General features: G+C 55.3%; 25 protein-coding genes and 1 other annotated feature. Of the genes, 3 read left to right on the forward strand and 22 right to left on the reverse strand.

Annotated elements, in window-relative coordinates; translation table 11 throughout:
• Window positions 1–8: 8 nt before the first annotated feature.
• Window positions 9–476 carry an ACT domain-containing protein gene (locus tag DWY76_RS00550; protein WP_097775498.1) on the forward strand — a complete coding sequence of 156 codons (468 nt, stop codon included), beginning with the start codon at window positions 9–11 and terminating at the stop codon, window positions 474–476.
• Window positions 477–568: 92 nt separating this feature from the next.
• Here the strand turns inward: DWY76_RS00550 and tyrS are convergent, their stop codons facing one another.
• The 22 genes from tyrS to ligA all read right to left on the reverse strand — a co-directional run bounded on the left by tyrS (window position 569) and on the right by ligA (window position 19,591).
• A complete protein-coding gene (gene tyrS, locus DWY76_RS00555) occupies window positions 569–1,789 on the reverse strand; it encodes a tyrosine--tRNA ligase (RefSeq protein ID WP_044953690.1) in 1,221 nt (406 codons plus the stop codon).
• A 64-nt stretch (window positions 1,790–1,853) separates the two neighbouring features.
• Window positions 1,854–2,109: a binding site (T-box leader), on the reverse strand.
• A gap of 65 nt (window positions 2,110–2,174) precedes the next feature.
• A complete protein-coding gene (gene recN, locus DWY76_RS00560) occupies window positions 2,175–3,839 on the reverse strand; it encodes a DNA repair protein RecN (RefSeq protein ID WP_120079272.1) in 1,665 nt (554 codons plus the stop codon).
• Window positions 3,840–3,860: 21 nt separating this feature from the next.
• Window positions 3,861–4,343, reverse strand: a complete 483-nt coding sequence (locus DWY76_RS00565; RefSeq protein ID WP_005942062.1) for an arginine repressor ArgR — start codon at window positions 4,341–4,343, stop codon at window positions 3,861–3,863.
• 18 nt (window positions 4,344–4,361) lie between these two features.
• Entirely contained in the window at window positions 4,362–5,213 is an 852-nt protein-coding gene (locus tag DWY76_RS00570; protein WP_005942060.1) for an NAD(+)/NADH kinase, read from the reverse strand.
• Between the two features lie 38 nt (window positions 5,214–5,251).
• On the reverse strand, window positions 5,252–6,055 hold the full coding sequence (locus DWY76_RS00575; RefSeq protein WP_005942058.1) for a TlyA family RNA methyltransferase: 804 nt from the start codon (window positions 6,053–6,055) through the stop codon (window positions 5,252–5,254).
• Complete coding sequence (gene dxs, locus DWY76_RS00580; RefSeq protein WP_120079274.1) at window positions 6,052–7,935, reverse strand: 1-deoxy-D-xylulose-5-phosphate synthase; 1,884 nt, start codon at window positions 7,933–7,935, stop codon at window positions 6,052–6,054. Before dxs ends, DWY76_RS00575 begins: the two co-directional genes overlap by 4 nt.
• A 67-nt stretch (window positions 7,936–8,002) precedes the next feature.
• Window positions 8,003–8,470 (reverse strand): divergent PAP2 family protein, encoded by a 468-nt coding sequence (locus DWY76_RS00585; protein WP_005942054.1) that lies wholly within the window; start codon window positions 8,468–8,470, stop codon window positions 8,003–8,005.
• A 32-nt stretch (window positions 8,471–8,502) separates the two neighbouring features.
• Window positions 8,503–9,384, reverse strand: a complete 882-nt coding sequence (locus DWY76_RS00590) for a polyprenyl synthetase family protein (protein WP_120079276.1) — start codon at window positions 9,382–9,384, stop codon at window positions 8,503–8,505.
• Window positions 9,384–9,599, reverse strand: coding sequence for an exodeoxyribonuclease VII small subunit (xseB, locus tag DWY76_RS00595; protein WP_223387585.1), 216 nt, complete (start codon window positions 9,597–9,599; stop codon window positions 9,384–9,386). The genes DWY76_RS00590 and xseB overlap by 1 nt, the downstream gene beginning before the upstream one ends.
• Window positions 9,577–10,800 (reverse strand): exodeoxyribonuclease VII large subunit, encoded by a 1,224-nt coding sequence (xseA, locus tag DWY76_RS00600; protein WP_165852539.1) that lies wholly within the window; start codon window positions 10,798–10,800, stop codon window positions 9,577–9,579. Before xseA ends, xseB begins: the two co-directional genes overlap by 23 nt.
• Complete coding sequence (locus tag DWY76_RS00605; protein WP_097781770.1) at window positions 10,788–11,729, reverse strand: glycoprotease; 942 nt, start codon at window positions 11,727–11,729, stop codon at window positions 10,788–10,790. Before DWY76_RS00605 ends, xseA begins: the two co-directional genes overlap by 13 nt.
• Window positions 11,726–12,160: a transcription antitermination factor NusB gene (gene nusB, locus DWY76_RS00610; protein WP_005942043.1), complete on the reverse strand. Its 435-nt coding sequence runs from the start codon at window positions 12,158–12,160 to the stop codon at window positions 11,726–11,728. The genes DWY76_RS00605 and nusB overlap by 4 nt, the downstream gene beginning before the upstream one ends.
• 74 nt (window positions 12,161–12,234) lie before the next feature.
• Window positions 12,235–12,621 carry an Asp23/Gls24 family envelope stress response protein gene (locus tag DWY76_RS00615; RefSeq protein ID WP_120079278.1) on the reverse strand — a complete coding sequence of 129 codons (387 nt, stop codon included), beginning with the start codon at window positions 12,619–12,621 and terminating at the stop codon, window positions 12,235–12,237.
• Between the two features lie 160 nt (window positions 12,622–12,781).
• Window positions 12,782–13,408, reverse strand: coding sequence for a SpoIIIAH-like family protein (locus DWY76_RS00620; RefSeq protein WP_005942037.1), 627 nt, complete (start codon window positions 13,406–13,408; stop codon window positions 12,782–12,784).
• A 32-nt stretch (window positions 13,409–13,440) separates the two neighbouring features.
• Window positions 13,441–13,974 (reverse strand): stage III sporulation protein AG, encoded by a 534-nt coding sequence (locus tag DWY76_RS00625; protein ID WP_120079280.1) that lies wholly within the window; start codon window positions 13,972–13,974, stop codon window positions 13,441–13,443.
• Window positions 13,971–14,441, reverse strand: coding sequence for a hypothetical protein (locus DWY76_RS00630; protein ID WP_120079282.1), 471 nt, complete (start codon window positions 14,439–14,441; stop codon window positions 13,971–13,973). The genes DWY76_RS00625 and DWY76_RS00630 overlap by 4 nt, the downstream gene beginning before the upstream one ends.
• A 3-nt stretch (window positions 14,442–14,444) precedes the next feature.
• Window positions 14,445–15,527 carry a stage III sporulation protein AE gene (locus DWY76_RS00635; RefSeq protein ID WP_120079284.1) on the reverse strand — a complete coding sequence of 361 codons (1,083 nt, stop codon included), beginning with the start codon at window positions 15,525–15,527 and terminating at the stop codon, window positions 14,445–14,447.
• A complete protein-coding gene (locus tag DWY76_RS00640) occupies window positions 15,524–15,907 on the reverse strand; it encodes a stage III sporulation protein AD (protein WP_120079286.1) in 384 nt (127 codons plus the stop codon). The genes DWY76_RS00635 and DWY76_RS00640 overlap by 4 nt, the downstream gene beginning before the upstream one ends.
• Window positions 15,904–16,098 carry a stage III sporulation protein AC gene (gene spoIIIAC / locus DWY76_RS00645; RefSeq protein WP_005942027.1) on the reverse strand — a complete coding sequence of 65 codons (195 nt, stop codon included), beginning with the start codon at window positions 16,096–16,098 and terminating at the stop codon, window positions 15,904–15,906. Before spoIIIAC ends, DWY76_RS00640 begins: the two co-directional genes overlap by 4 nt.
• An 18-nt stretch (window positions 16,099–16,116) precedes the next feature.
• Window positions 16,117–16,581: a hypothetical protein gene (locus DWY76_RS00650; RefSeq protein ID WP_120079288.1), complete on the reverse strand. Its 465-nt coding sequence runs from the start codon at window positions 16,579–16,581 to the stop codon at window positions 16,117–16,119.
• Entirely contained in the window at window positions 16,578–17,471 is an 894-nt protein-coding gene (locus tag DWY76_RS00655; protein WP_120079290.1) for an ATPase, T2SS/T4P/T4SS family, read from the reverse strand. Before DWY76_RS00655 ends, DWY76_RS00650 begins: the two co-directional genes overlap by 4 nt.
• Window positions 17,472–17,599: 128 nt before the next feature.
• Window positions 17,600–19,591: an NAD-dependent DNA ligase LigA gene (gene ligA / locus DWY76_RS00660; RefSeq protein ID WP_243111897.1), complete on the reverse strand. Its 1,992-nt coding sequence runs from the start codon at window positions 19,589–19,591 to the stop codon at window positions 17,600–17,602.
• A gap of 347 nt (window positions 19,592–19,938) precedes the next feature.
• Between ligA and DWY76_RS13890 the strand changes: the two genes are divergently transcribed.
• Both DWY76_RS13890 and DWY76_RS00665 read left to right on the forward strand, forming a co-directional pair.
• The gene (locus DWY76_RS13890) at window positions 19,939–20,241 is read left to right on the forward strand and encodes a hypothetical protein (protein ID WP_165852540.1); all 303 of its coding nucleotides are present in this window, start codon (window positions 19,939–19,941) and stop codon (window positions 20,239–20,241) included.
• Window positions 20,223–20,798 (forward strand): uracil-DNA glycosylase, encoded by a 576-nt coding sequence (locus DWY76_RS00665; protein WP_005942018.1) that lies wholly within the window; start codon window positions 20,223–20,225, stop codon window positions 20,796–20,798. Before DWY76_RS13890 ends, DWY76_RS00665 begins: the two co-directional genes overlap by 19 nt.
• The last annotated feature ends 7 nt before the right edge of the window (window positions 20,799–20,805 follow it).

A 20,805-nucleotide genomic window follows, 5' to 3' on the forward strand; every position in this document is an offset into this window, starting at 1 on the left:
GGATCCTTATGTACGGAGTATCGAAGATCAATATTGAGCCGAGCCTCATGATGATCAGTGTGCAGGATGTAGAGTTCAAGGGCAACAGCCTCGCACGTTACCTGCAGATCTTTGCAGATAACGGTGTGGTCGTAGATATGATCAGCCAGAGTGCACCCCATGGCACCACCATTGATTTCAGCTTTACCGCTTCCAGCAGTGATCTTCCGCTGGTGATGAAGGCTATTTCCGTTGCAAATCTGGACAAGGATGCCAAGGCTTCTCCGCTGATCAGCGTGGGTTATTCCAAGCTGAACCTGTTTGGTGAAGAAATGGTCACCAGCTGCGGCGTAGCTGCCCGTGCACTGAATTCTCTGGCAATGGCCGGCATTGAAGTACTGCTTATCACCACCAGCGATTTGGATATTTCCCTGCTGGTCCACGCAGAGAATGAGGATGCAGCTTACGAAGCATTGAAGAAGGCTTACGAGCTGTAAATTCTGCAAGCAAGCGAGCAATCCTCCATCAAGTGAAAAAATGCCGGTGCACTCCAAAACAGAGTACACCGGCATTTTCATGTTCAATATTTTTACAGAGTGACCTTGTGGTAGATCTTCTTGCCCTTCTTGATCACAATACCCTTTGCCAGCTGCTCAGCAGTGAAGCCAACGGTGGGAGCGGCTACCTTCTCGCCATCCACCAGAACACCGCCCTGCACGACTAGACGGCGTGCCTCGCCGTTGGATGCTGCCAGACCAGCCTTGACCATCAGGGTCAGGATGCCGATGGAGCCATCGGTCAGGTCGGCCTCGGTCAGCTGAGTAGAAGGCATGTGCTCGGTATCCATTGCGCTGCCGCTGAACAGTGCGCGGGCAGCATTCTGGGCCTTTTCGGCCTCTTCTTTGCCATGGACCATGCTGGTCAGCTCGTAAGCCAGAATCTCCTTAGCTTCGTTCAGGCGCTGATCCTTCCATGTGCTCATCTCGTCGATCTGCTCCAGCGGCAGGAAGGTGAGCATACGGATGCACTTCATCACATCGGCATCGCCCACATTGCGCCAGTACTGGTAAAACTCGAATGGACTGGTCTTGTTGGGATCCAGCCAGACGGCATTGCCGGCGGTCTTGCCCATCTTCTTGCCCTGAGAGTCGGTCAGCAGGGTGATGGTCATAGCATAAGCGTCCTTGCCCAGCTTGCGGCGGATCAGCTCGGTGCCGCCCAGCATGTTGCTCCACTGGTCGTCGCCGCCGAACTGCATGTTGCAGCCGTAGTGCTGGAACATGTAGTAGAAGTCGTAGCTCTGCATGATCATGTAGTTGAACTCGAGGAAGGACAGGCCCTTCTCCATGCGCTGCTCGTAGCACTTGGCGCGCAGCATGTTGTTCACGGAGAAGCAGGCACCCACATCACGCAGCAGTTCCACGTAGTTCAGGTTCAGCAGCCAGTCTGCATTGTTCAGCATCAGTGCCTTGCCCTCAGAGAAGTCGATGAACTTTTCCATCTGCTTTTTGAAGCATGCGGCATTGTGGGCGATATCCTCTTTGGTCAGCATCTTGCGCATGTCGGTACGGCCGGAGGGGTCGCCGATCATGGTAGTGCCGCCGCCGATCAGGGCAATAGGCTTGTTGCCTGCCATCTGCAGGCGCTTCATCAGGGTCAGGGCCATAAAGTGGCCTGCGGTCAGGCTGTCGGCAGTGCAGTCAAATCCGATGTAAAAGGTTGCCTTGCCATTGTTGATCAGGTCGATGATCTCTTCATCGGTGATCTGGGCTACCAGGCCGCGGGCCTTGAGTTCTTCGTACAGAGTCATGATTTTTTCCTCCTGTTTGTGGGCAGAGGGAAAAATAAAACACCCCCTGCCAAAAATGAATTTGGCAGAGGGCGAGAAAATTCGCGGTACCACCTCTGTTTGCCGCTTCCTCACAGAAACGACCTCACGAGTGCACACCCCAGAGTAGAGAGACACTCCTGCGTTTGTAACGCTCGCACGCGGCACAGCCTATTAACCTGAACGGCATTCAGCCTGCAGCTCCGGGAGGTATTTCCCCTGTTGCTCTGCAGCCCCTTACACCAACCGGGGTTTCTCTGGGCAGAACACTTCAAGGTACTTGTTCCCTTCATCGCCATTAACAAGGACTACTTTATCACAATGCTTCGGGCTTGTCAACCCCTTATCTGCAGCGGCTTATTTTGGCTTATTTTGCGCCAAGACCCAGCATTTCGCGGGCATTGGCACGCGAAAGCTCGGTAACGTGGTCGCCGGAGATCAGCCGGGCCAGTGCTTCCACTCTGCCCTCCTCATCCAACGGATGGATCTCGGTATAGGTGCGGTCATTGGCTACATTTTTCTGAATCAGCAGATGGCAGTCCGCCAGTGCAGCGATCTGGGCTGTATGGGTGATGCACAAGATCTGGTGGCCCTGTGCGCTCTGGCGCAGTACCTCACCAATACGCCCGGCGGCTTTGCCAGAAACACCGCTGTCGATCTCATCATAGATCACGGTAGGCACGGCATCCTTATCGGCCATTGCATTTTTGATGGCCAGCGTGATGCGGCTCAGCTCGCCGCCGGAAGCAATTTTTGCAAGGGGTTTGGGCGCCTCACCGGGGTTTGTGGAAATGTAGAACTCGATGCTGTCCTGCCCATGGCTTGCCAGCGGGCCGCGGGTATGGCGCAGTGTCATGCGCACGCCCGGCATGTTCAGAAAATCCAGCGTGCCGGAAATACGCTTGTTCAGCTCTTCAAAAGCGCGCAGGCGCGTCTGGGTCAGTGCTTCTGCCTTTTCACGGGCCAGCGCATAAAGGCGGAGCTTTTCTGCCTGCAGGTGGTCATGCCGTTCCTGCGAGGACTGGATGCGCTCCAGTTCTTCCCTTGCATTCTGTCCAAAAGCGATCACGTCTTCTACCGTATCACCATATTTGCGCTTGAGCTTGTAGATCAGATCCAGACGCTGCTCAATCTCGTCCAGCTCCGCATCGTTGGTATCATAGGAATCCAGCCGACCGATCAGATCTGCGGCAACATCCTTTGCATTGTAATACAGATCCAGCAGCTGACTGGATGCACCGGCAAGTGCATCATCCAGCTGCGCGGCAGCATCCACTGCATTGGATGCCTCGCCCAGCAGATCGACTGCGCCGGAGGCCTCGTCATCGCCCGAAAGCAATGCATAGCTCTGTGCGATCTTATCCCGGATGGCAGATGCATTGGCAAGGATCTTGCGGCGGCTTTCCAGCGTCTGTTCCTCTCCGGCGGTCAGTCCGGCATCCTCGATCTCCTGCACCTGATAGCTCAACAGATCGATCCTGCGCTGCTTTTCGGCTTCGTCGGTGATCATGGCATCCAGCTCCCGCTTGATGCGCACAAGCTCCCGGTACAGGACATAATAGTCCTGAAACTCCGCGCTGTTCTGCGCATAATCATCCAGAATGCCCAGATGTCTTGCCGGGTTCAGAAGGCCCACAGAGTCGTGCTGACCGTTGATATTGATAAGTCCTCCGCACAGCTCCCGCAGAACCGCAGCCGTTGCAGGCATTCCGTTGATGCGGCAGGTGCTTTTGCCCTCGGCTGTGATCTCGCGGCTGAGCATCAGTGCATCCGAGCGCTCGTAGCCCGCCTTCTCAAGGCTGTCCAGTACCGTACCGGGCACCTCCTCAAAGGCTGCACGGATCACCGCCTTGGAGGCCCCTGTGCGCACAAGATCCTTTGAAGTGCGGTTTCCCAGGATCGCATTGATGGAATCGATCAGGATCGACTTGCCGGCACCAGTCTCACCGGTAAGAACATTCAGGCCCGGCTTGAAATGTACTTCAGCCTTCTGGATCACAGCAACATTTTCAATTTGCAGGCTGCTCAGCATATCTTTTCTCCCGCGTTATTTTTATCCAATGTGTCTCGTCAGTTCCGAGCAGATCGTTTTTGCATCACGCTCCGACCGTGCAACGATCAGGAACGTGTCGTCGCCCGAAAGCGTGCCGACCACATTTTTCCACTGCAATGCGTCAAAAACCTCGCATGCGGCGTTGGCCATGCCAGAATAGCACTTTACCAGCACAACATGTCCGGCGTAATCTACCCCCAGCACGGATTCATGAAAGATCGTTTCAAACCTTCCCTGCGTTTTGGGGTTGAAGCTTTCGTTCCGGCTGGAGACATAGCGATACCCCTCTGCCGTGGCAGCTTTTACCAAACACAGCTCCCGGATATCGCGGGAAACGGTGGCTTGTGTTACCTCGAATCCCTCTTTGGAAAGGTGATCCAGCAGAACTTCCTGCCGGCTGATCGGGTGTTCCTGCACAAGCCGGAGAATCACCTGCTGACGTTCTCCCTTGCTTTTTACATCTTCCTTACGGCTGCGCGCCATCGTAAACTCGCCTCCCCTTTATCGTCTGCTGCGAAGCTTCTGGTCAATGGCCTGGAACTGATCTGCTTTTCCGAAGGTGATCAGCTTTACCACCTGATCGGAGAGCCTTACTTCAGCCGTTGCGCCGGCCTTGAGCGGACAGCCAGCTCTGCCATCGCAGCTGATAAACACTTCATCATCGGCCACCTGTCCCACACAGATATTCAGCTTGCGCTCCTGCGCAAACACCATGGCCGGGCTGGCCAGACTGTGCGGGCAGATAGGCGTTACAACAACGCCCTTCGTCTGGGAATCCAGGATCGGCCCGCCCGCCGCCAGCGAATACGCTGTGGAGCCGGTGGGCGTTGCAACGATCACACCGTCCCCACGGTAGTGCTCTACTAAAATATCATCGCAGTAAATGCTGAAATCGATCGCCTGCTGCAGGCGGCCCTTTGTGACCACCACGTCATTCAGGGCGTGGCCCTCCCAGCCATCGTGGCCAAGAACGCGGACATACAGCAGCATCCGGTTGTCTACGCTGAACTCTCCCCGTGCAACAGCGGAGAGCTTGGCTTCCATCTCGCTGACTTCGCAGGTAGCCAGAAAGCCACAGCGTCCCAGATTGATGCCCAAGATCGGCTTTGCGTACCGGAGCGAAAGATTTGCCTCATGCAGAATGGTGCCGTCGCCGCCAATGGTCAGGATCACATCTGCCTGCTCAAGGCATTCCTCCAGCGGCAGATAAACCACTCCGGCCGTGCTGCAGCTTGTGCGTGGCTGTTCACACATCAGAACAGCTGCACCATGGTTCATTAGAATCTGCGCCGCGCGCAGTGCGATCTCGTTGGCAGAGGTCTTGCCGGGATTCGGCGAAATATAGATCGTCATGCGGGAAGCTCCTTTTTCTGGTCTGATGGCGGAGCCACTCAGCGGTCCAGCGTGCTGTGGCTTGCCGCCACCACCTGCTCTGCAACGCTGTCGTCCAGCACGGAAGGCTCACCGCTCTTCTGCACGAACATCAGGTATTCAATGTTGCCCTCAGGTCCCTTTACCGGGCTGAAATCCAATCCGCGTACAGCAAAACCGTTTGCAGCAGCATAGCCCATGGCATTGTGCAGCACTTCACGGTGGGTAGCAGGGTCGCGCACCACACCGTTCTTGCCAACCTTTTCGCGTCCAGCTTCAAACTGCGGCTTGACCAGACAAACGCCCATGGCATCCGGCGTTGTGATTGCCTGTGCCACCGGGAAAATATGGTGCAGCGAGATAAACGAGACATCCACACTGAAAAACTCGATCTGCTCGGCAAGATCCTCCGGTTTGACATTGCGGATGTTCGTGCGCTCCATGTTCACAACGCGTTCGTCTGTGCGCAGACTCCATGCAAGCTGTCCATAGCCGACATCCACCGCATAAACCTTGACGGCACCGTTCTGCAGCATGCAATCCGTAAAGCCGCCGGTAGATGCTCCAATGTCCATGCAGACCTTGCCATTGGGTGTAAGCGGGAAACACTTCATAGCTTTTTCCAGCTTCAGGCCGCCGCGGCTGACATAGCCAATGTCGTGCCCGCGCACTTCCACCTTGGCATCTTCCTTGATCATCTCTCCGGCCTTGTCCACCTTTTGCTCATTGACAAAAACGATGCCGGACATGATCAGCGCCTTTGCGCGCTCACGGCTCTGTGTCAGACCATGCTGAACAAGATATTGGTCCAATCGAATCTTCACAGTAAATTTTCTCCTTTCGTCACGGCCATCTGCACGGCCTGTACAAGATGCGCTGCATCCAGACCGGTTGCCTGTTTGATCTGTGCCACACTGGCATGCGGAAGACACGCGTTCCGCACCGCACAATGGATAAAGCGCCCATTCCATCCGTTTTGCTGCAAAGCATATTCCAGATGTTCACCAATGCTTCCGTTTGCAATGCATTCTTCCGCAAACAGGATTATTTTATATTTCGACAGATCAGCGATCATTTTGCCTGTAAAGGGATACAGCTTTACAGCCTTTATCACATCACACGCAATGCTTTTTTGCTGTAATTCACGTTCTGCCTGCAAAAGGTCGGCCAGTTCGTCGGCGTAACTCACCAGAACGATTGTTGCATCATCCGCCTTGCGCAGGAAATCATAATCTTCGCCGGTGCAGCCAAATTCCGCCAGAGCTGCATCCTGCCCACCGCGGGGATAACGAATTGCCCGTGGGCCATGGAAGCGGTCACTCAACAGCTGCTGCAGCCAGTAATTCAGTTCCTGATAATTGGAAGGCGCATACAGCGGCATTCCAAGCTGGCTCAGGAAAGCGGGATCGTAAATGCCCTGATGCGTTTCGCCATCCGCTGGGACAAAACCGGCGCGGTCGATGGCAAAAACTACATTCTCCCGCAGCAGATTTACGTCGTGGATGATCTGATCATAGGAACGCTGCAGAAAGGTGGAATAAATGCATACCACCGGCAGCATGCCCTGACTTGCAAGCCCGGCAGCAAAGGTCACAGCGTGCTGCTCTGCCATACCGACATCAAAAAAACGCTCCGGGTGGCTGTGCGCAAAAAACTGCAGGCCGGTGCCATACTTCATTGCTGCAGTGATGGCGCAGATATTCGGGTTCCGGTCGCCTTCCGTCACAAGAGCATTGCCAAATACCGTCGAGAAAGATTCCTTTGGTGCCACCTCCGGGTCGGGCATTCCATCCGGATCAAATGCCGACACGCCGTGATAGTTGCCGGGGTTTACCTCGGCCGGCTGATAGCCCTTGCCCTTTTTTGTGATCACGTGCAGAAAATGTGGCCCTTGCCGGTTGCGGATGGTGCGCAGTGTGCGTTCCAGCTCTTCCACGTTGTGGCCATCCACCGGCCCGATGTACTGGAAGCCCATATCCTCGAACATGGTAGAGTGGTACATTGCCCGACGCAAAAGCGTCTTGCACTCGGTGATGTTTTTTTTCAGTGGAGCGCCCACCAGCGGTACTCCATCCAAAAAGCTGCGCACATTATCCTTGGCATCAAAATAGGCCGTGGTCGTGCGCAAATGAGTCAGATAGCGGGCAAGTGCACCGACATTTTTAGAAATGGACATCTTGTTGTCGTTCAGGATCACAAGAAGGTTGTCCAGCTGTTCAATGTTGTTCATGCCCTCGTAGACCATGCCGCCGGTAAAGGCACCATCGCCGATCACCGCGACCACAAGCCCTGCTTCATGATGCAGCTTTTTGGCCCACGCCATGCCGATCGCAAGCGAAAGCGCCGTGTTTCCGTGCCCGGCAATGAATGCATCGTGTTCACTCTCGTTCGGGTCCGGGAAACCGGAGATCCCGTCGAGCTGGCGCAGCTTATCAAACTGTCCGCGCCGACCCGTAAGGATCTTGTGTGTGTAGCACTGGTGACCGACATCAAACACGATTTTGTCCTGTGGTGTATCCAGAACACGGTGCAGTGCAACGGTAAGCTCTACCACGCCAAGGTTTGAGGCAAGATGGCCGCCCGTCTTGGAAATATTCTCCAGCAGAAACTGGCGGATCTCCGCGCACAGCTGTTTCACCTGCTGTTCATTCAGTTGCTTTAAATCTCTGGGCTGATTGATGCTGTCCAGCAGCAATGTTCCCATAAATCACACGTCCTTCAAATGAAGATTTTCTGTTGCTGCAGTGCATTCCTGCGTGAAAAAGAATGCCTCAAGCCAGCGGATACAGGAAGCCGACGGCTGCGCCGACCAGTACGCCTGCCACGACCTGCAGCGGCGTATGGCCGACCATCTCCTTCAGATGCATGTTCTGCAGGAAAGGAGCATTCTTCTCGCTCACTTCGATCCACTGATCGATCATCTGGTTCAGGACCTTGGCCTGCTCGCCAGTCTCATGCCGCACGCCCATGGCATCGTGCATGGTAATGATTGCCACCACGCTTGCCACTGCAAAAATGGCAGAGTCAACACCCACACAGCGTCCGGTTGCAATGACCATGGCACAGACCGTTGCGCTGTGGGCACTGGGCATACCGCCATCACCCCACATGCGTTCCAACTGGAACTTGCCCAGCAGGATAAAATTGATGATGGTTTTAAGCACCTGCGCCACAAGCCAGCCGAGCAGTGAAACCGTAAGGATCTGATTGAAAGACAGGATGTTTTGAATAAGCTGCATAATCTTTTTCCTTTATTCTGTATGGATTATTTTTAGTTTTTACGCACAAGAAGCTGCTGCGCAAGCTGTTCCAGAAACGCAGCTTTTTCGCCAAAATTCCGGTGCAGTTCCGTGCAGGTCTCCTGATTCAGGTCATGTGCAAGCTTCATGGCACCTTCCGCACCATAAAGGGTCACAAAGGTAGTCTTTCCATTTTCGCTGTCACTGCCAATGGGCTTGCCCAGCTGTTCCGGTGTGCTGGTAACATCCAGCACATCGTCCACGATCTGAAAAACAAGGCCCAGACCATAAGCATACTGTTCCAGCGCTCTGCACTGTGCTTCATCCGCTTTGGCCGCAGCCGCACCCATCTGAATGGCTGCATTGATCAGCGCACCCGTTTTATTGCGGTGGATCAGCCGAAGCTGGTCTTCTGTTGCGGCCAACGCTTCGTATTTCAGATCCAGTTCCTGCCCATAGACCATGCCGCGGCTGCCAGCGCCTGCACCCAGTGCCCGCGCTGCCTGTACACAGACAGACGCATCTGCCGGGGCATTGGCGACTGTCTCAAATGCTTCTGTCAGCAGCACATCACCGGCCAGCATGGCAGTTGCTTCGCTAAACGCCTTGTGGCAGGAAGGACGGCCGCGGCGCAGATCATCATTGTCCATGCAGGGCAGGTCATCGTGAATGAGCGAATAGCAGTGCAGCATTTCTACAGCAGCTGCAAACTGCTGTGCCGCCTGCATACTGCCGCCCAGCATATCGCAGACGCTGAGAACAAGAACTGCACGGATCCGTTTGCCGCCGCCCATCAGGCTGTAGCGTGCCGCACGGCACACCTCGGATTCTTCCGGCAGAAAACGGCCGCAGGCCTTTTCCAGCGCGGCCATTGCCTGCGCCAGATAATTCTGATACTGCTCCTGATAGTCCATTAGCTTTCCTCCTGCACTGTGCCCGCAAGCTTTGCGTCGATCTCGTCGATCTGCAGCGATGTTTTTTCCAGTGCAGCATGGCAGTACTCCATCAGAGAAGCGGCCTCTGCATACAGTTTGACCGAATCTGCAAGGGTCGTATCCTCGCTCTGCATCTGTGCAAGGAGCGTATTCAGCCGTTCCATGCCTTCCTCAAAACTTTTGGGTGTTCTCATTGATCTCCTCCACCGCTTCCACCCTGCACTTTGCACGGCGGGAAGCGCTGCGAACATAGATTGTTTTTTCCGGCTGCAGATCATCTGCATTTAAAATAGTGCCGTTGGCTGCTGTGACCATCGTGTAGCCGCGCGCCAGCACCTTGTATGGATCCAGCGAACCAGTAAGTGCTGCCGCATGACCCAGCTGCAATTCTGCAGAATGCAGGCGTTTCTGCATCTGCTGACGGATGGCATCCTGCACCTGCTGCAGCTGACCCTGACTTTTTTGCCAGTTTCGGCGTGCAAGGCCCTGCTCCAACACAAAGTTGTATTGTTCCAGACCATTATAGCATAAATCAAAACGTTTTTGCATATTTTTGCGAATATTTTGCTGCAAATCCAGCAATATCCGTTCCTGCTCTGCCCGATCCGGTACAGCCAGCTCTGCTGCAGCCGAAGGTGTGGGGGCACGGCAGTCTGCCACAAAATCCAGAATGGTATAGTCGATCTCGTGGCCGATTGCGCTGATCAGTGGTTTTTTGCAGCGGTATGCAGCCCGGGCGATCATCTCTGCGTTAAAGACCCACAGGTCTTCCCGGCTGCCGCCTCCGCGTGCAACGATGATCTCGTCCACCTCTTTGCGCTGATCCAGCTTTTTGATGGCATCGGCCACCTGCTGCGCGGCTTCAAACCCCTGCACTGTCACCGGACACAGCAGCAGCCGTACCGATGGCCAGCGCCGTGTGAGCACATTGCGGATGTCCTGCAGGGCAGCTCCCGTCTTGCTGGTAACAACACCGATGCATTTAGGAAATTCCGGCAGCGGCTTTTTATGTTCCAGGGCAAACAGGCCCTCCTGCTCCAGCTTTGCTTTGAGCTGCTCCAATGCAAGCTGTGCGGTGCCAATGCCACCCGGGAACATATCGTTCACGTACAGCTGAAATGCGCCATCGCGCTCATAAAGGGTAGCGCGGCAGCGCACGACTACACGCATTCCCTCTTCCGGGCGGAAAGCAAGGCGGCGTGCATCAGTGCGGAACATTACCGCTTTGACGCTGCAGACATCATCCCGCAGAGAAAAATAGCAGTGCCCGCTGCGCGCATTCTGTACAAAATTTGCGATCTCGCCGCGCAGGGCAAGGTCAAACAAAGCATCGTTGGCATCCAGCAGCGTTTTTACATAACGGTTGAGTGCTGAAACGGTAATCACTTCAGCCATAATCCGGCCTCCCGCGCTGCCAGGATCGAAACACCGATGGCATTATCGCTGGAATACTGTCCCGGCACAAAGTAGACCTGCGGCAGACGTTTCTGCACCCATGCACGGATGATATCGCTGCTCATCACTCCGCCAGCACATACCACCGGCAGGCCGGGGTATTCCTTCTGTGCAGCTTTGGTCATTTTTACCACTGTATCCGCCACACAGAGCAGGCAGTACTTGCACACATATTCCGGCGTTTTGCCTGCGGCAAGCAGGGCATTGCACTGGTTTTCCAGCCCGGAAAGGCTGCATTGCATCCCCTTCACGCTGGATTTTGGCTTGATCTCCTCAGTGCACTGTGCAGCCAGACGGGAAACCTCGGCACCCGCCGGGAAGCCAAAGCCAAGCCTGACCCCCACACGGTCCACAGCCTGTCCGGCATAAAGGTCTGTGCTGGTGCCAAGCGTTGTGATCCGGCGCACCTGATCGCAGAGCAGCAGGTCCGTGGTGCCGCCGGAAATATGGAACAGCAGAACTTTTTCAGCAAACAGCTGTTCCCCCTTAGCTGCAAACAGCGCTGCGGCAGCGTGACCCTGCTGATGGGTCGTCAGCACAAGTGGGATCCCTTTTGCATGTGCAAAGGCCGTTGCAGCATTGACACCTGCAAGAAAGCAAGGCATATAGCTGCCTTCTACCGGGCGGGGCTTTTGCGATACGCCCACAGCATCGATCTGCGTCAGATCAAATTCCTGCGCCAGTTCCTGCATCATCTCCGGCAGCGCGACCGTATGATGAAACAGTGCATCGCTTTGCCGCAGGCCCAGCTGGCCCGCTTTTACCGGCAAAAAGCGCTTCTTTGCGCAAACAACCTCTCCAGCTGTATCAAACACTGCCAGAGAGGTTGCATAGTTGCTTGTATCAATGCCAAGCGTATAACGGCTCACTGTTCGGCCTGCTCCGCGTCCAGACCGTGATCCCGGGCCACTGCGCCAAGCAGACCGTTCACGAACTGGTAATCTTCGTCCGCACCATACTTTTTCGTCAGTTCCACCGCCTCGTTGATGGCAACACCGGGCTTATTCTCGCCGCCAAACAGCATCTCGGCAACTGCCAGACGCAGGATGGTCAGGCTGACACGAGGCAGGCGCTCCATGGTCCAGTTGCGCAGATGTGCACGGATCTCATCATCCACCTCGGCAGAATGATCGTAGTATGCGTTCAGCAGATGCTTGCTGAAACCATCCACAGGGTGCTCTTCATCGTTTTCTTCATGGCTGGTAATGGCCTCTGCCAGCGGGATATCACCAAAGGTCTGCGAAAATGCCAGCAAAAATGCATTCTCGCGTGCTTCTCTACGGGGCAAAATATTTTCCATAATGTTCCTCTCGCAGCACGAAGCCTCTCCGGCCAGAGCACAGAGAGGATCGGCTTCCAATTCTGAATTTTATTTTACTTCTCTGCTGCAGTGGTTTCTGCAAGGCCGGCGATCACCAGATTGACGCGGCTCACAGTGACATTGGTCATGTTCTGCACAGCGTTCTTCACGTTTTCCTGCACCTTTTCGGCTACAGCAGGAATGCGTGCGCCAAAGCTCACCATCAGGTTCAGAGTGATGTTTGCGGTACCATCCCGCATTTCCACCACGACCGGAGACTGGATGCTGGATGCTTCCAGCAGATCCTTGAGCTTTTTATTTTGTCTGCCGCAGGAAACCTCGGCAACGCCGTCAATTTCCAATGCTGCGCAGCGTGCGATCTTGCCAATGACTTCGGTGGAGATCTGAAGGCTGCCGCCCCGAAGATCTGTATTCTGAAAATCCATTGTGTTGTCCTCCATTCAAAAGCGGGCACAGCCTGCTTTTTCTTGTTTGAAATGGTCCTGCCTGAAACGATCAATGCCATACGCAGGACAACATCATTCTTTATTGATAGAGTTATTATACCATCAAAGCGGGTGCGATTTCAATACTTGTTTCGGAAAACTCTGCCGCACCTTCTTATTTGACCTCCACCACCGTGATGTTCTGGGCAGTCACAGTGCTTTTGTTCAGCACCACATCCCGGATCTGTGCCACCTGTGCCGCTGTGAGCGGTTCACCGGAGGTCATCACGGTAAGGTCTGCCCGGCCGGACTGCAAAAAGCACAGGCAGTCTGCAAAACCTTTGGCTTTGATCAGCGTTTCGATCTCATTCTCCGCATTCAGATCTTCCAGATTTGCGGTCATCTGGGCGGTATATTCCTTCTTTTCCTCTGCGGAAAGCGACGAGGATTTCATCGTTTTCTTGATGGAATCCATCGCCTCATCGTGGGCCTTCTGTCGCTTAAGCCGAGCCTGCTCAAAAAACTTTGCACCGCTGTCACTGGCAACGCTTACAAGCTGCGCTTCACCATAGTTTTTGTTGGCGCTGGACACCGCTTCGGCCTCTGTGGGCAGCTCATCCAGAACCGTCTGCGCCTGTACCGGGACATCCTCAGCCTCTGCCGCGACCATTGCAGCATTGTCCGGCAGCTCCGTGGGCACATCGCTGCGGGCGTACTGCCAGTTCAAGTATACGGCGATCACCAGTGCGGCAGCCAATGTAACAGCTGTGGCCCTGCGGGTATTTCTGGAAAGTGCTCTCATAAATCGTTCCTCCTTATAAAAGCTGCAGGGTCTCAGCCCTTGCGCTGTTCCACACAAATGCGGTTGGATGGCAGATCCAGCAGTGCGCTTACCAGTTCGGTGATCCGGGCAGCAACGCGGATGTCTCCGCCGCCCTCGCACAGCACGGCCACACCGCACACCTGCGGCAGACATACCGTTTCGGTCAGGGCTGAACCATCTTCCAGCAGGACATGGGTCTGCTGGGACTGCATTTCTCCGGACTGTGTATCCAGCGCATAAATGGCTTCTTCCCCAGTCTCCAGCGTGACCATCACGGTCGTTTTGCCCGCACCGCTCATCTGTGAGATCAGATGTTCCAGCCGGTTCTCCAGCTGTGCCTGATATTCCGTGCTGCTCTGGGCAGACTTTGTGTTTTTTGTGCTGCCCGCTGCCGTGTTCTGCGGAAAAAGTTCCGACAGCAGGATCAACAGCATTGCCAGAATGCCTACTGCCGCAGCAAGCCTTGCTCTGCCCTGTTTCCCTTTACATTTCCGGGCAAAATCTTTCACGGAATCTCCGAACGAAATGCCCCCTGCTTCTTTCATTCGGTGTCCTCCTGTACTTCCAGTATCGGTGCCATGCCAAGCTCCTGCTGCAGATATGCCGCGATCCGGCTCTGCTCTGCGGATGTGCACGCCGCCGGGAGGATCACAAGCACCTTTTCTGCCCGAACGGTCTGTTCTGTCCGGGTCAGTGTGATCTCCAGTTTCACCTTTGTACCAAAGCGCCGCTCACACTCTGCGCAAAGATCCGCTTCCAGCCGTTCCTGCGTTCCCTGCAAGAGCGATGTCTCCGTACTCTGGATGCTGACCGCTGCCGGAGCAGCCGCCGCTGCACTTTTCAGTTCCAGCTTCATCTGCGGGGCCAGCCGGAACAGGATCACTAGAATATATAGCCCGGCAACGGCTTTTATGCATCTGCCCGCCCAGCCTGCGCCCGCCAGCAGCGTCGTGATCTCCGCACAGATACAGGCAATGCAGAACGCCGATGCCGCCGTCTGAAATGCGTGCATTTCCTATCCGCCTCCCGTCATCATCAGAAGCCCCACGCCTACCGTCAGCAGTTCAAAAAACAGTGCCGTTACTGCTGCCATGCATTTTACCGCTTCGGCCATGCAGTCAAACAGCGCCTGACAGCGCCGGTTCTCCGCAAGGCCGCACAGAAGCCTGCATCCTGCAAGGAATAGCAAATGGAGCAGAAGCTGCAGATACAGTGGCAGAAATTCGGCCCCGATCACGGCAAGTGCCGCAAAACCCAGACTGCTTTTGAGCAGCTGCATTCCGGCAAGAAATACTTCTGCCGTATCGCTCAGAGCCTGCCCGATCACCGGCACGCCGCCGGTAAGCAGCTGGCCCAGCCGCAGTGCAGAACGGTCCAGCTGAACCGTTACCGCTCTTTGCAGCCCTAACAGCACTGCAAAAATCCGCCCAGCCCAGACAAGCCCCCTGCGCAGCAACGCGCCCATGACACGGCACGTTTCCGAAAGCCCCTGCTGGGTGCTGATGCAGCACGCCATGCTTACCGCAAGGTAGCTCTGCAGCAGCGGACTGACTACAAGCACCGTACCCTGTGCCAGAAAGCACAGTCCGGTCAGCAGCAGACCGCTTGCCGCTGTGCTGGCATTCACCTCTCCACCGGCGGCGAGCACACCGCTGTACACCGGAAGAAAACCCAGAAGGTAGTTTTTCCACCCCTCCATCCGCTCACAGATCAGCTGTGCAAGGCTGATCAGATCTCCCCACAAAAGAGTGCCGCAGCCCACAGCCGCAGCCAGCTCCAACAAGGCGCTGTCGGCTGCTCCTCCCACCAGAAATGAAAGCACGATCAGCAACAGTAAAAACAGCAGAACATCCGCATAGCAGTGTGCCATCTGCCGGATCATCTCTGCCGGTGATCCCGGCAGGAGCACGAGCAGAGATTTGAGCGGATCTTTGGCAAAGGACTCTGCGCTTTGCGGAGCTTTTTCCAGATAAGGCTGCCAAAGCTCCTGTCCGGGCAGGCCCTGCAGCTGTGCCGCAGCGGCATCAGGTGCAAAAGCCAGAAAGCATACTGTGCACAATACAAACGCTGCCGCTTTTTGCAGGAATTTTTTTATCATGCGGCAAGCCCCCAGATCTTCTGGCAGATCTCTTCCAGCAGAGGAAATGCTGCCGCCAGAACCAAACATCGGCCCGCAAACCCGGCGCACCATGCCAGAGTGTCCGCACCAGCTTCTTCGCACAGGGTCCGCGCGTAATCGGTCAGCAGCAAAATTCCGGCACAGCGCAGCAGACAGGCAAATGCAGGCCCGTCCACCCGGCGGCTGAAAGCCAATATATTCCGAAGCAGCTCCTGCACCGCCGCTCCAAGCTGCAGCAGCACAAACAATGCTGCGCCAACGGACAGCAGAAACGCATAGGCCGGTGCATCCTTCCGCAGCAGAAGCTGCGCCGCTGCAAAGACGACCACTGCCCCCAGAATGGAAAAAGATGTACTCATAGTGCAAACAGCGACTTGATGGTAACGAACAGTGCGCTGATCTGCTTGACAAGGATGGAAAGCACTACCACAAGACCCGCAAGGGTCGTCATCATGGCCTGATCCTCCCGGCCGGAACGGATCAGCAGCTGGTTCAGGACGGCCACGATAATACCGATCGCTGCAATTTTGAACACAAGGTCGATCTCCAAGTTTTCGTCCTCCTGCCACTACAAAAGAATCAGTGCTGCCACCGCGCCGGCTGCAAGGCCAAGCCTGCACGGTAAGCCTTGCCCGGATGCCGCTTTCTGCTGCGCCTGGTGCAGGAATGCTTCAAAACGGGCAGAGTAATAATCCAGTCGTTCGCATTCCTGTGCCGCTTCGCTTTGGCCAAGGCCGGCAAAGCACTGCTCAAAGCAAAGGCGTTCCGCATCATCAAATCTTTCCGGTGCCGGAATTTCCTGCAGTTTTTGTGCTGCATCGCTTTCCAGCAGCTTTTCCTGCACGAGACACCGCTGCAGCTGTTCCAGATCCAGCCTGCGGTAAGCGATCTCCTGCCGGATGCGCTGCAACAGCTCCACGGTGCGCTGCAGCTGCAGGATATGCTGCTCTGTTCTGACCTGAAATGCCGAACCGGTCAGCCACCCGCACAGCAGGAGCAGTGCAGCCGCTGCCCAATGAAAAAGCCGCATCATACCGTGCAGACCTGCCGGACTTTTCCCGGCGCTGTGCAGCCGTGCAGCAGTACAAATACACGCAGCATTCCATGCCGCTGCAGCGCCTGCACCTGCGGCCGCCGGGCGGCTTCTTCCACGCTTGCGGCATGGACGCTTGCAACAAAGTCCACCCCGCTGTAAAAGCCCTGTTCCAGCGCTGCAGTTTCGGCAAGCGTGCCCAGCTCGTCCAGCAAAATAACCTGCGGCGAAAGCGTGCGCAGTGCCATCTGCACAGCCCGTTCCTTAGGGATGCCGGACAGCAGATCCAGCGGCGGCATCTTCTCGGAATCACCCGGCGGAAAGATCTCGCAGCGCTCGTCCACCACGCAGGCTCGCCGTTGCATCCCGGCCAGTTCTCGTGCGATCTGACGCAGCAGCGTCGTCTTGCCGCTGTCCGGCTCGCCGACCAAAAGCATCCCAATAAAATGCTTTTTCAGTTGCACCAGAAGTTCGTCCGGCAGCTGTACCGGAACCGCCCTTGCAATGCGCAGGTTCAACCCCTGCACCTGCTGCAGAACCGTCTGGCCGTCGCGATCCACATAGCGTCCTGCCACACCCACCCGGCAGCCGGAGGGTGTGGTCAGAAATCCATGCGCAAGCTCCGTCTGGTGTGCATGTACCGCGCCGCCGCACAGGGTGTGAAAGATCTCTTCGATCTGAAGCTGATCTAATACACACGCCCTCAGCTGCAGCGGGCACTCCGGCAGGTCCTGCAGCGGGAGCTGCCGACCCGACAGTGTAACAAAAACACCACAGCCTGTCCGGAACCGAAGTTCATGGATCTGCGCTGCCGTCTGTGCTGGCAGCTGTCCCAATGGCCCGGCCAGCCATGAGGGAAGCAGGCGTATCGCCCGATAATACTCATCCACACTGTCCTCTCCTTTTTCAGGCTCATTGCCTGCTATGAGTATATGCCTGTCCCTGCCGGATAGAACCTGCGGACATAAAAATATCCCCGCAGCACAAAACTGCGGGGATATCCATTGGAGCGGTTTTATCAGGTGTTTTCGTCGCTGATCATTGCCAGAAATTCTGCCTCGGTCAGCACCGGGATGCCAAGCGCCTGCGCCTTGGTCAGTTTGGAGCCTGCTGCCGTGCCTGCCACAACATAGGCCGTTTTCTTTGAAACAGAACCGCTGGCCTTACCACCGTTTTTCACGATCAGTGCTTCCGCCTCATTGCGGGAAAGAGTTTCCAGCGTGCCGGTGACCACCAGCGTTTTCCCTGCCAGCTTATCGCCCTTCGGTTCACCCTTCCACTGCATATTCAATCCGGCATCGGCCAGACGATGGACAAGGTCGGTCGTTCCCTCTTTTGCAAAGAATTCCACGACGCTCTGTGCCATTACGCCGCCAAACCCATCGATCTCGCTGATCTGCTCTGCACTTGCTTCCCGGACAGCCTGCAGCGTACCGAAATGCTCTGCCAGCAGGGCTGCAGCTTTATCGCCAATGTTGCGGATGCCAAAGCCGAACAGGAGCTTATCCAGATTGTTCTGCTTGGAAGCCTCGATGGCGTTCAGCAGGTTATCGGCGCTCTTTTCCTTGAACTTATCCAGCGTCAGCAGCTGTTCCCGTGTCAGCGTGTAGATATCCGCTGCGGAGTGCACCATGTCCTTCTCCACCAGCTGGGCGGCAACTGCTGCGCCAAGACCCTCGATATCCATTGCATCGCGGGAAGCAAAATGGATGATATTGCGCAGTGCCTGTGCCGGGCACTCGGGGTTAACACAGCGCAGAGCTGCTTCATCCTCCAGATGAACGACTGGTGCACCGCAGGAGGGGCAGACCGTGGGCATCTCATAGGGCTGTGCATCCTCTGCGTGATTGGTAACACCGATCACTTCCGGGATGATATCACCCGCCTTGCGCACCTGAATGGTATCGCCGATGCAAAGGCCGAACTGATGGATAAAATCCTCATTGTGCAGGGTCGCGCGGGCAACGGTAGTACCCGCCAGAAAGACAGGGTCAAAGCAGGCCGTCGGGGTAAGAACACCGGTGCGGCCAACTGCGACCTCAATGCTGCGCAGCGTTGTCTCCTTTACCTCTGGCGGATACTTAAACGCAATTGCCCAGCGTGGGAATTTGTTGGTGGAACCCATCAAATCGCGCTGTGCAAAATCGTTCACCTTGATCACTGCACCATCCATATCAAAATCGAGTTTGGCACGGTTCTGACCGATCTGCTCGATCTCGGCAATGGCCTGCTCAATGTCATGCACGATATGATAGCGCGGCGAGACCGGCAGGCCAAGGCTCTTGAGGTAATCCAGGCTTTCGGCATGTTTGGTAAGCGTTTTGCCGCGGATCTGCTGCACATTGAAAACAAAGATAGAAAGGCCCCGGCTTCCGGTGATCTTTGCATCCTTCTGGCGCAGCGAACCGGCAGCCGCATTGCGCGGATTTTTAAAGGGCGCTGCGCCCTGCAGCTCCTGCTCTGCACATAGCTTCTGGAACGCGCCATGCGGCATATATACCTCACCGCGCACTTCCAGAAATTCAGGTGCATCCTTCAACTTTTTGGGAATGCTGCGAATGGCGCGGACATTGGCGGTCACGTCCTCGCCCACCACGCCATCGCCGCGGGTAGAGGCACGAACCAGCTCACCGTTTTCGTATTCCAGACTGCAGGAAAGGCCATCGATCTTGATCTCCACCACATACTCCGGCTCTATGCCGGCTTCCCGCACGCGGCGGTCAAAATCCCGCAGCTCATCATACGAAAATGCATCCAGCAGGCTTTCCATTTTTACCGCATGGGTCACCTTGGGCAGCTTGCTGCTGGCCGTGCCGCCTACCTTCTGGGTAGGCGACGATGCCGTGACCAGCTGCGGAAACTGCGCTTCCAATTCTTTCAGTTCCCGGGTCAGAGCATCATACTCAAAATCTTCAAGCTCCGGGGCATCCTGGTCATAGTAAAGCCGATTGTTTTTCTCGATCACAGCGCGCAATTCTTCTACGCGCTTTTTTGCCTGTTCCAACTCCAAAAGTTCCACTCTCCCGCTATCCGGTTTCTCCTGCGCTGCCGTCCGGCACTACCGCCTGAAAATGCATCGCAGAAAACTATTTTGATTATAACACATCCAGCCGCGCTCTGCAAAGAGAATGCGGATACAATTTGTATAAGTGCTTTGAAATCTGCATATGTAATCGTTTTCAATTATCACTGCGGATTGATTTAAAATCAACGCGTGGAGATACTCTTTGTTTATTCTTTTGATAAAGTGACGTTTTATCGTGTGATTTCTCCACATCCATGACGAGTGAATCGTCCTGTGGTATCGTTAAGTCACCAGCCAAAACACACACAGAAAGGGCAACGCATTCGTCGTGAATGCTTCAGGCCTTTGCCCCCCGGCATCGTCCTCATGATGGTCGTGTTCCGTTCGTCACCACGGCAAAGAAAGCCGGTGTGGATGAGCATGTCATTAAAAAGATTGTCGGTCACTGTATTGATGATGTTGCCGAAAAGTCGTATACTAAAAGAGGCATTGAGTGGATTCGTCATTTCATGCAATGCATCGTATCATCCCAGATTTTGTACTATTATTTTAGGAGAAAAACTGTTCCGATTTGTGAATTAAGTATCATACCGTTTCAAGAGGAGATCAAGCTGCCATGGATTGGGAAACATTAAGATCAAGCTGTCTTGCCTGCACCCGCTGCGAGCTGTGCAAGACCCGCACCAATGTGGTGTTCGGTCAGGGTGTGGAAGATGCCGAAGTTCTGTTTGTGGGCGAAGGCCCCGGCCAGAATGAGGATGAGCAGGGTCTGCCCTTTGTGGGACGCAGCGGCCAGCTGCTGGACAAATATCTGTTTGCCATCGACCTTGACCGCACGAAGAACTGCTATATTGCAAACATCGTCAAGTGCCGCCCGCCGCAGAACCGTGACCCCCAGCCTGCTGAGAGCGAAGCCTGTATGCCCTGGCTGCGGGAGCAGTTCCGCCTGCTGAAGCCAAAGATCGTGGTCTGCCTTGGCCGCATTGCCGCCCAGCGGATGATCCGAAAGGATTTCTCCGTGACCAAGGAGCATGGCCAGCTGTACGAAAAGGGCGGCATCCTGTTCATGGGTACCTTCCACCCTGCCGCTCTGCTGCGCAGCCCGCAGAACAAGCCTGCAGCCTTTGCTGATTTTACTGCCCTGCGGGACAACATTGAAACGGTGTGCAAACATACCTATCATAAAGACTGAATCATTC

The sequence above is a fragment of the Faecalibacterium sp. AF27-11BH genome, from assembly GCF_003603005.1.
Lineage (GTDB): Bacteria > Bacillota > Clostridia > Oscillospirales > Ruminococcaceae > Faecalibacterium > Faecalibacterium taiwanense.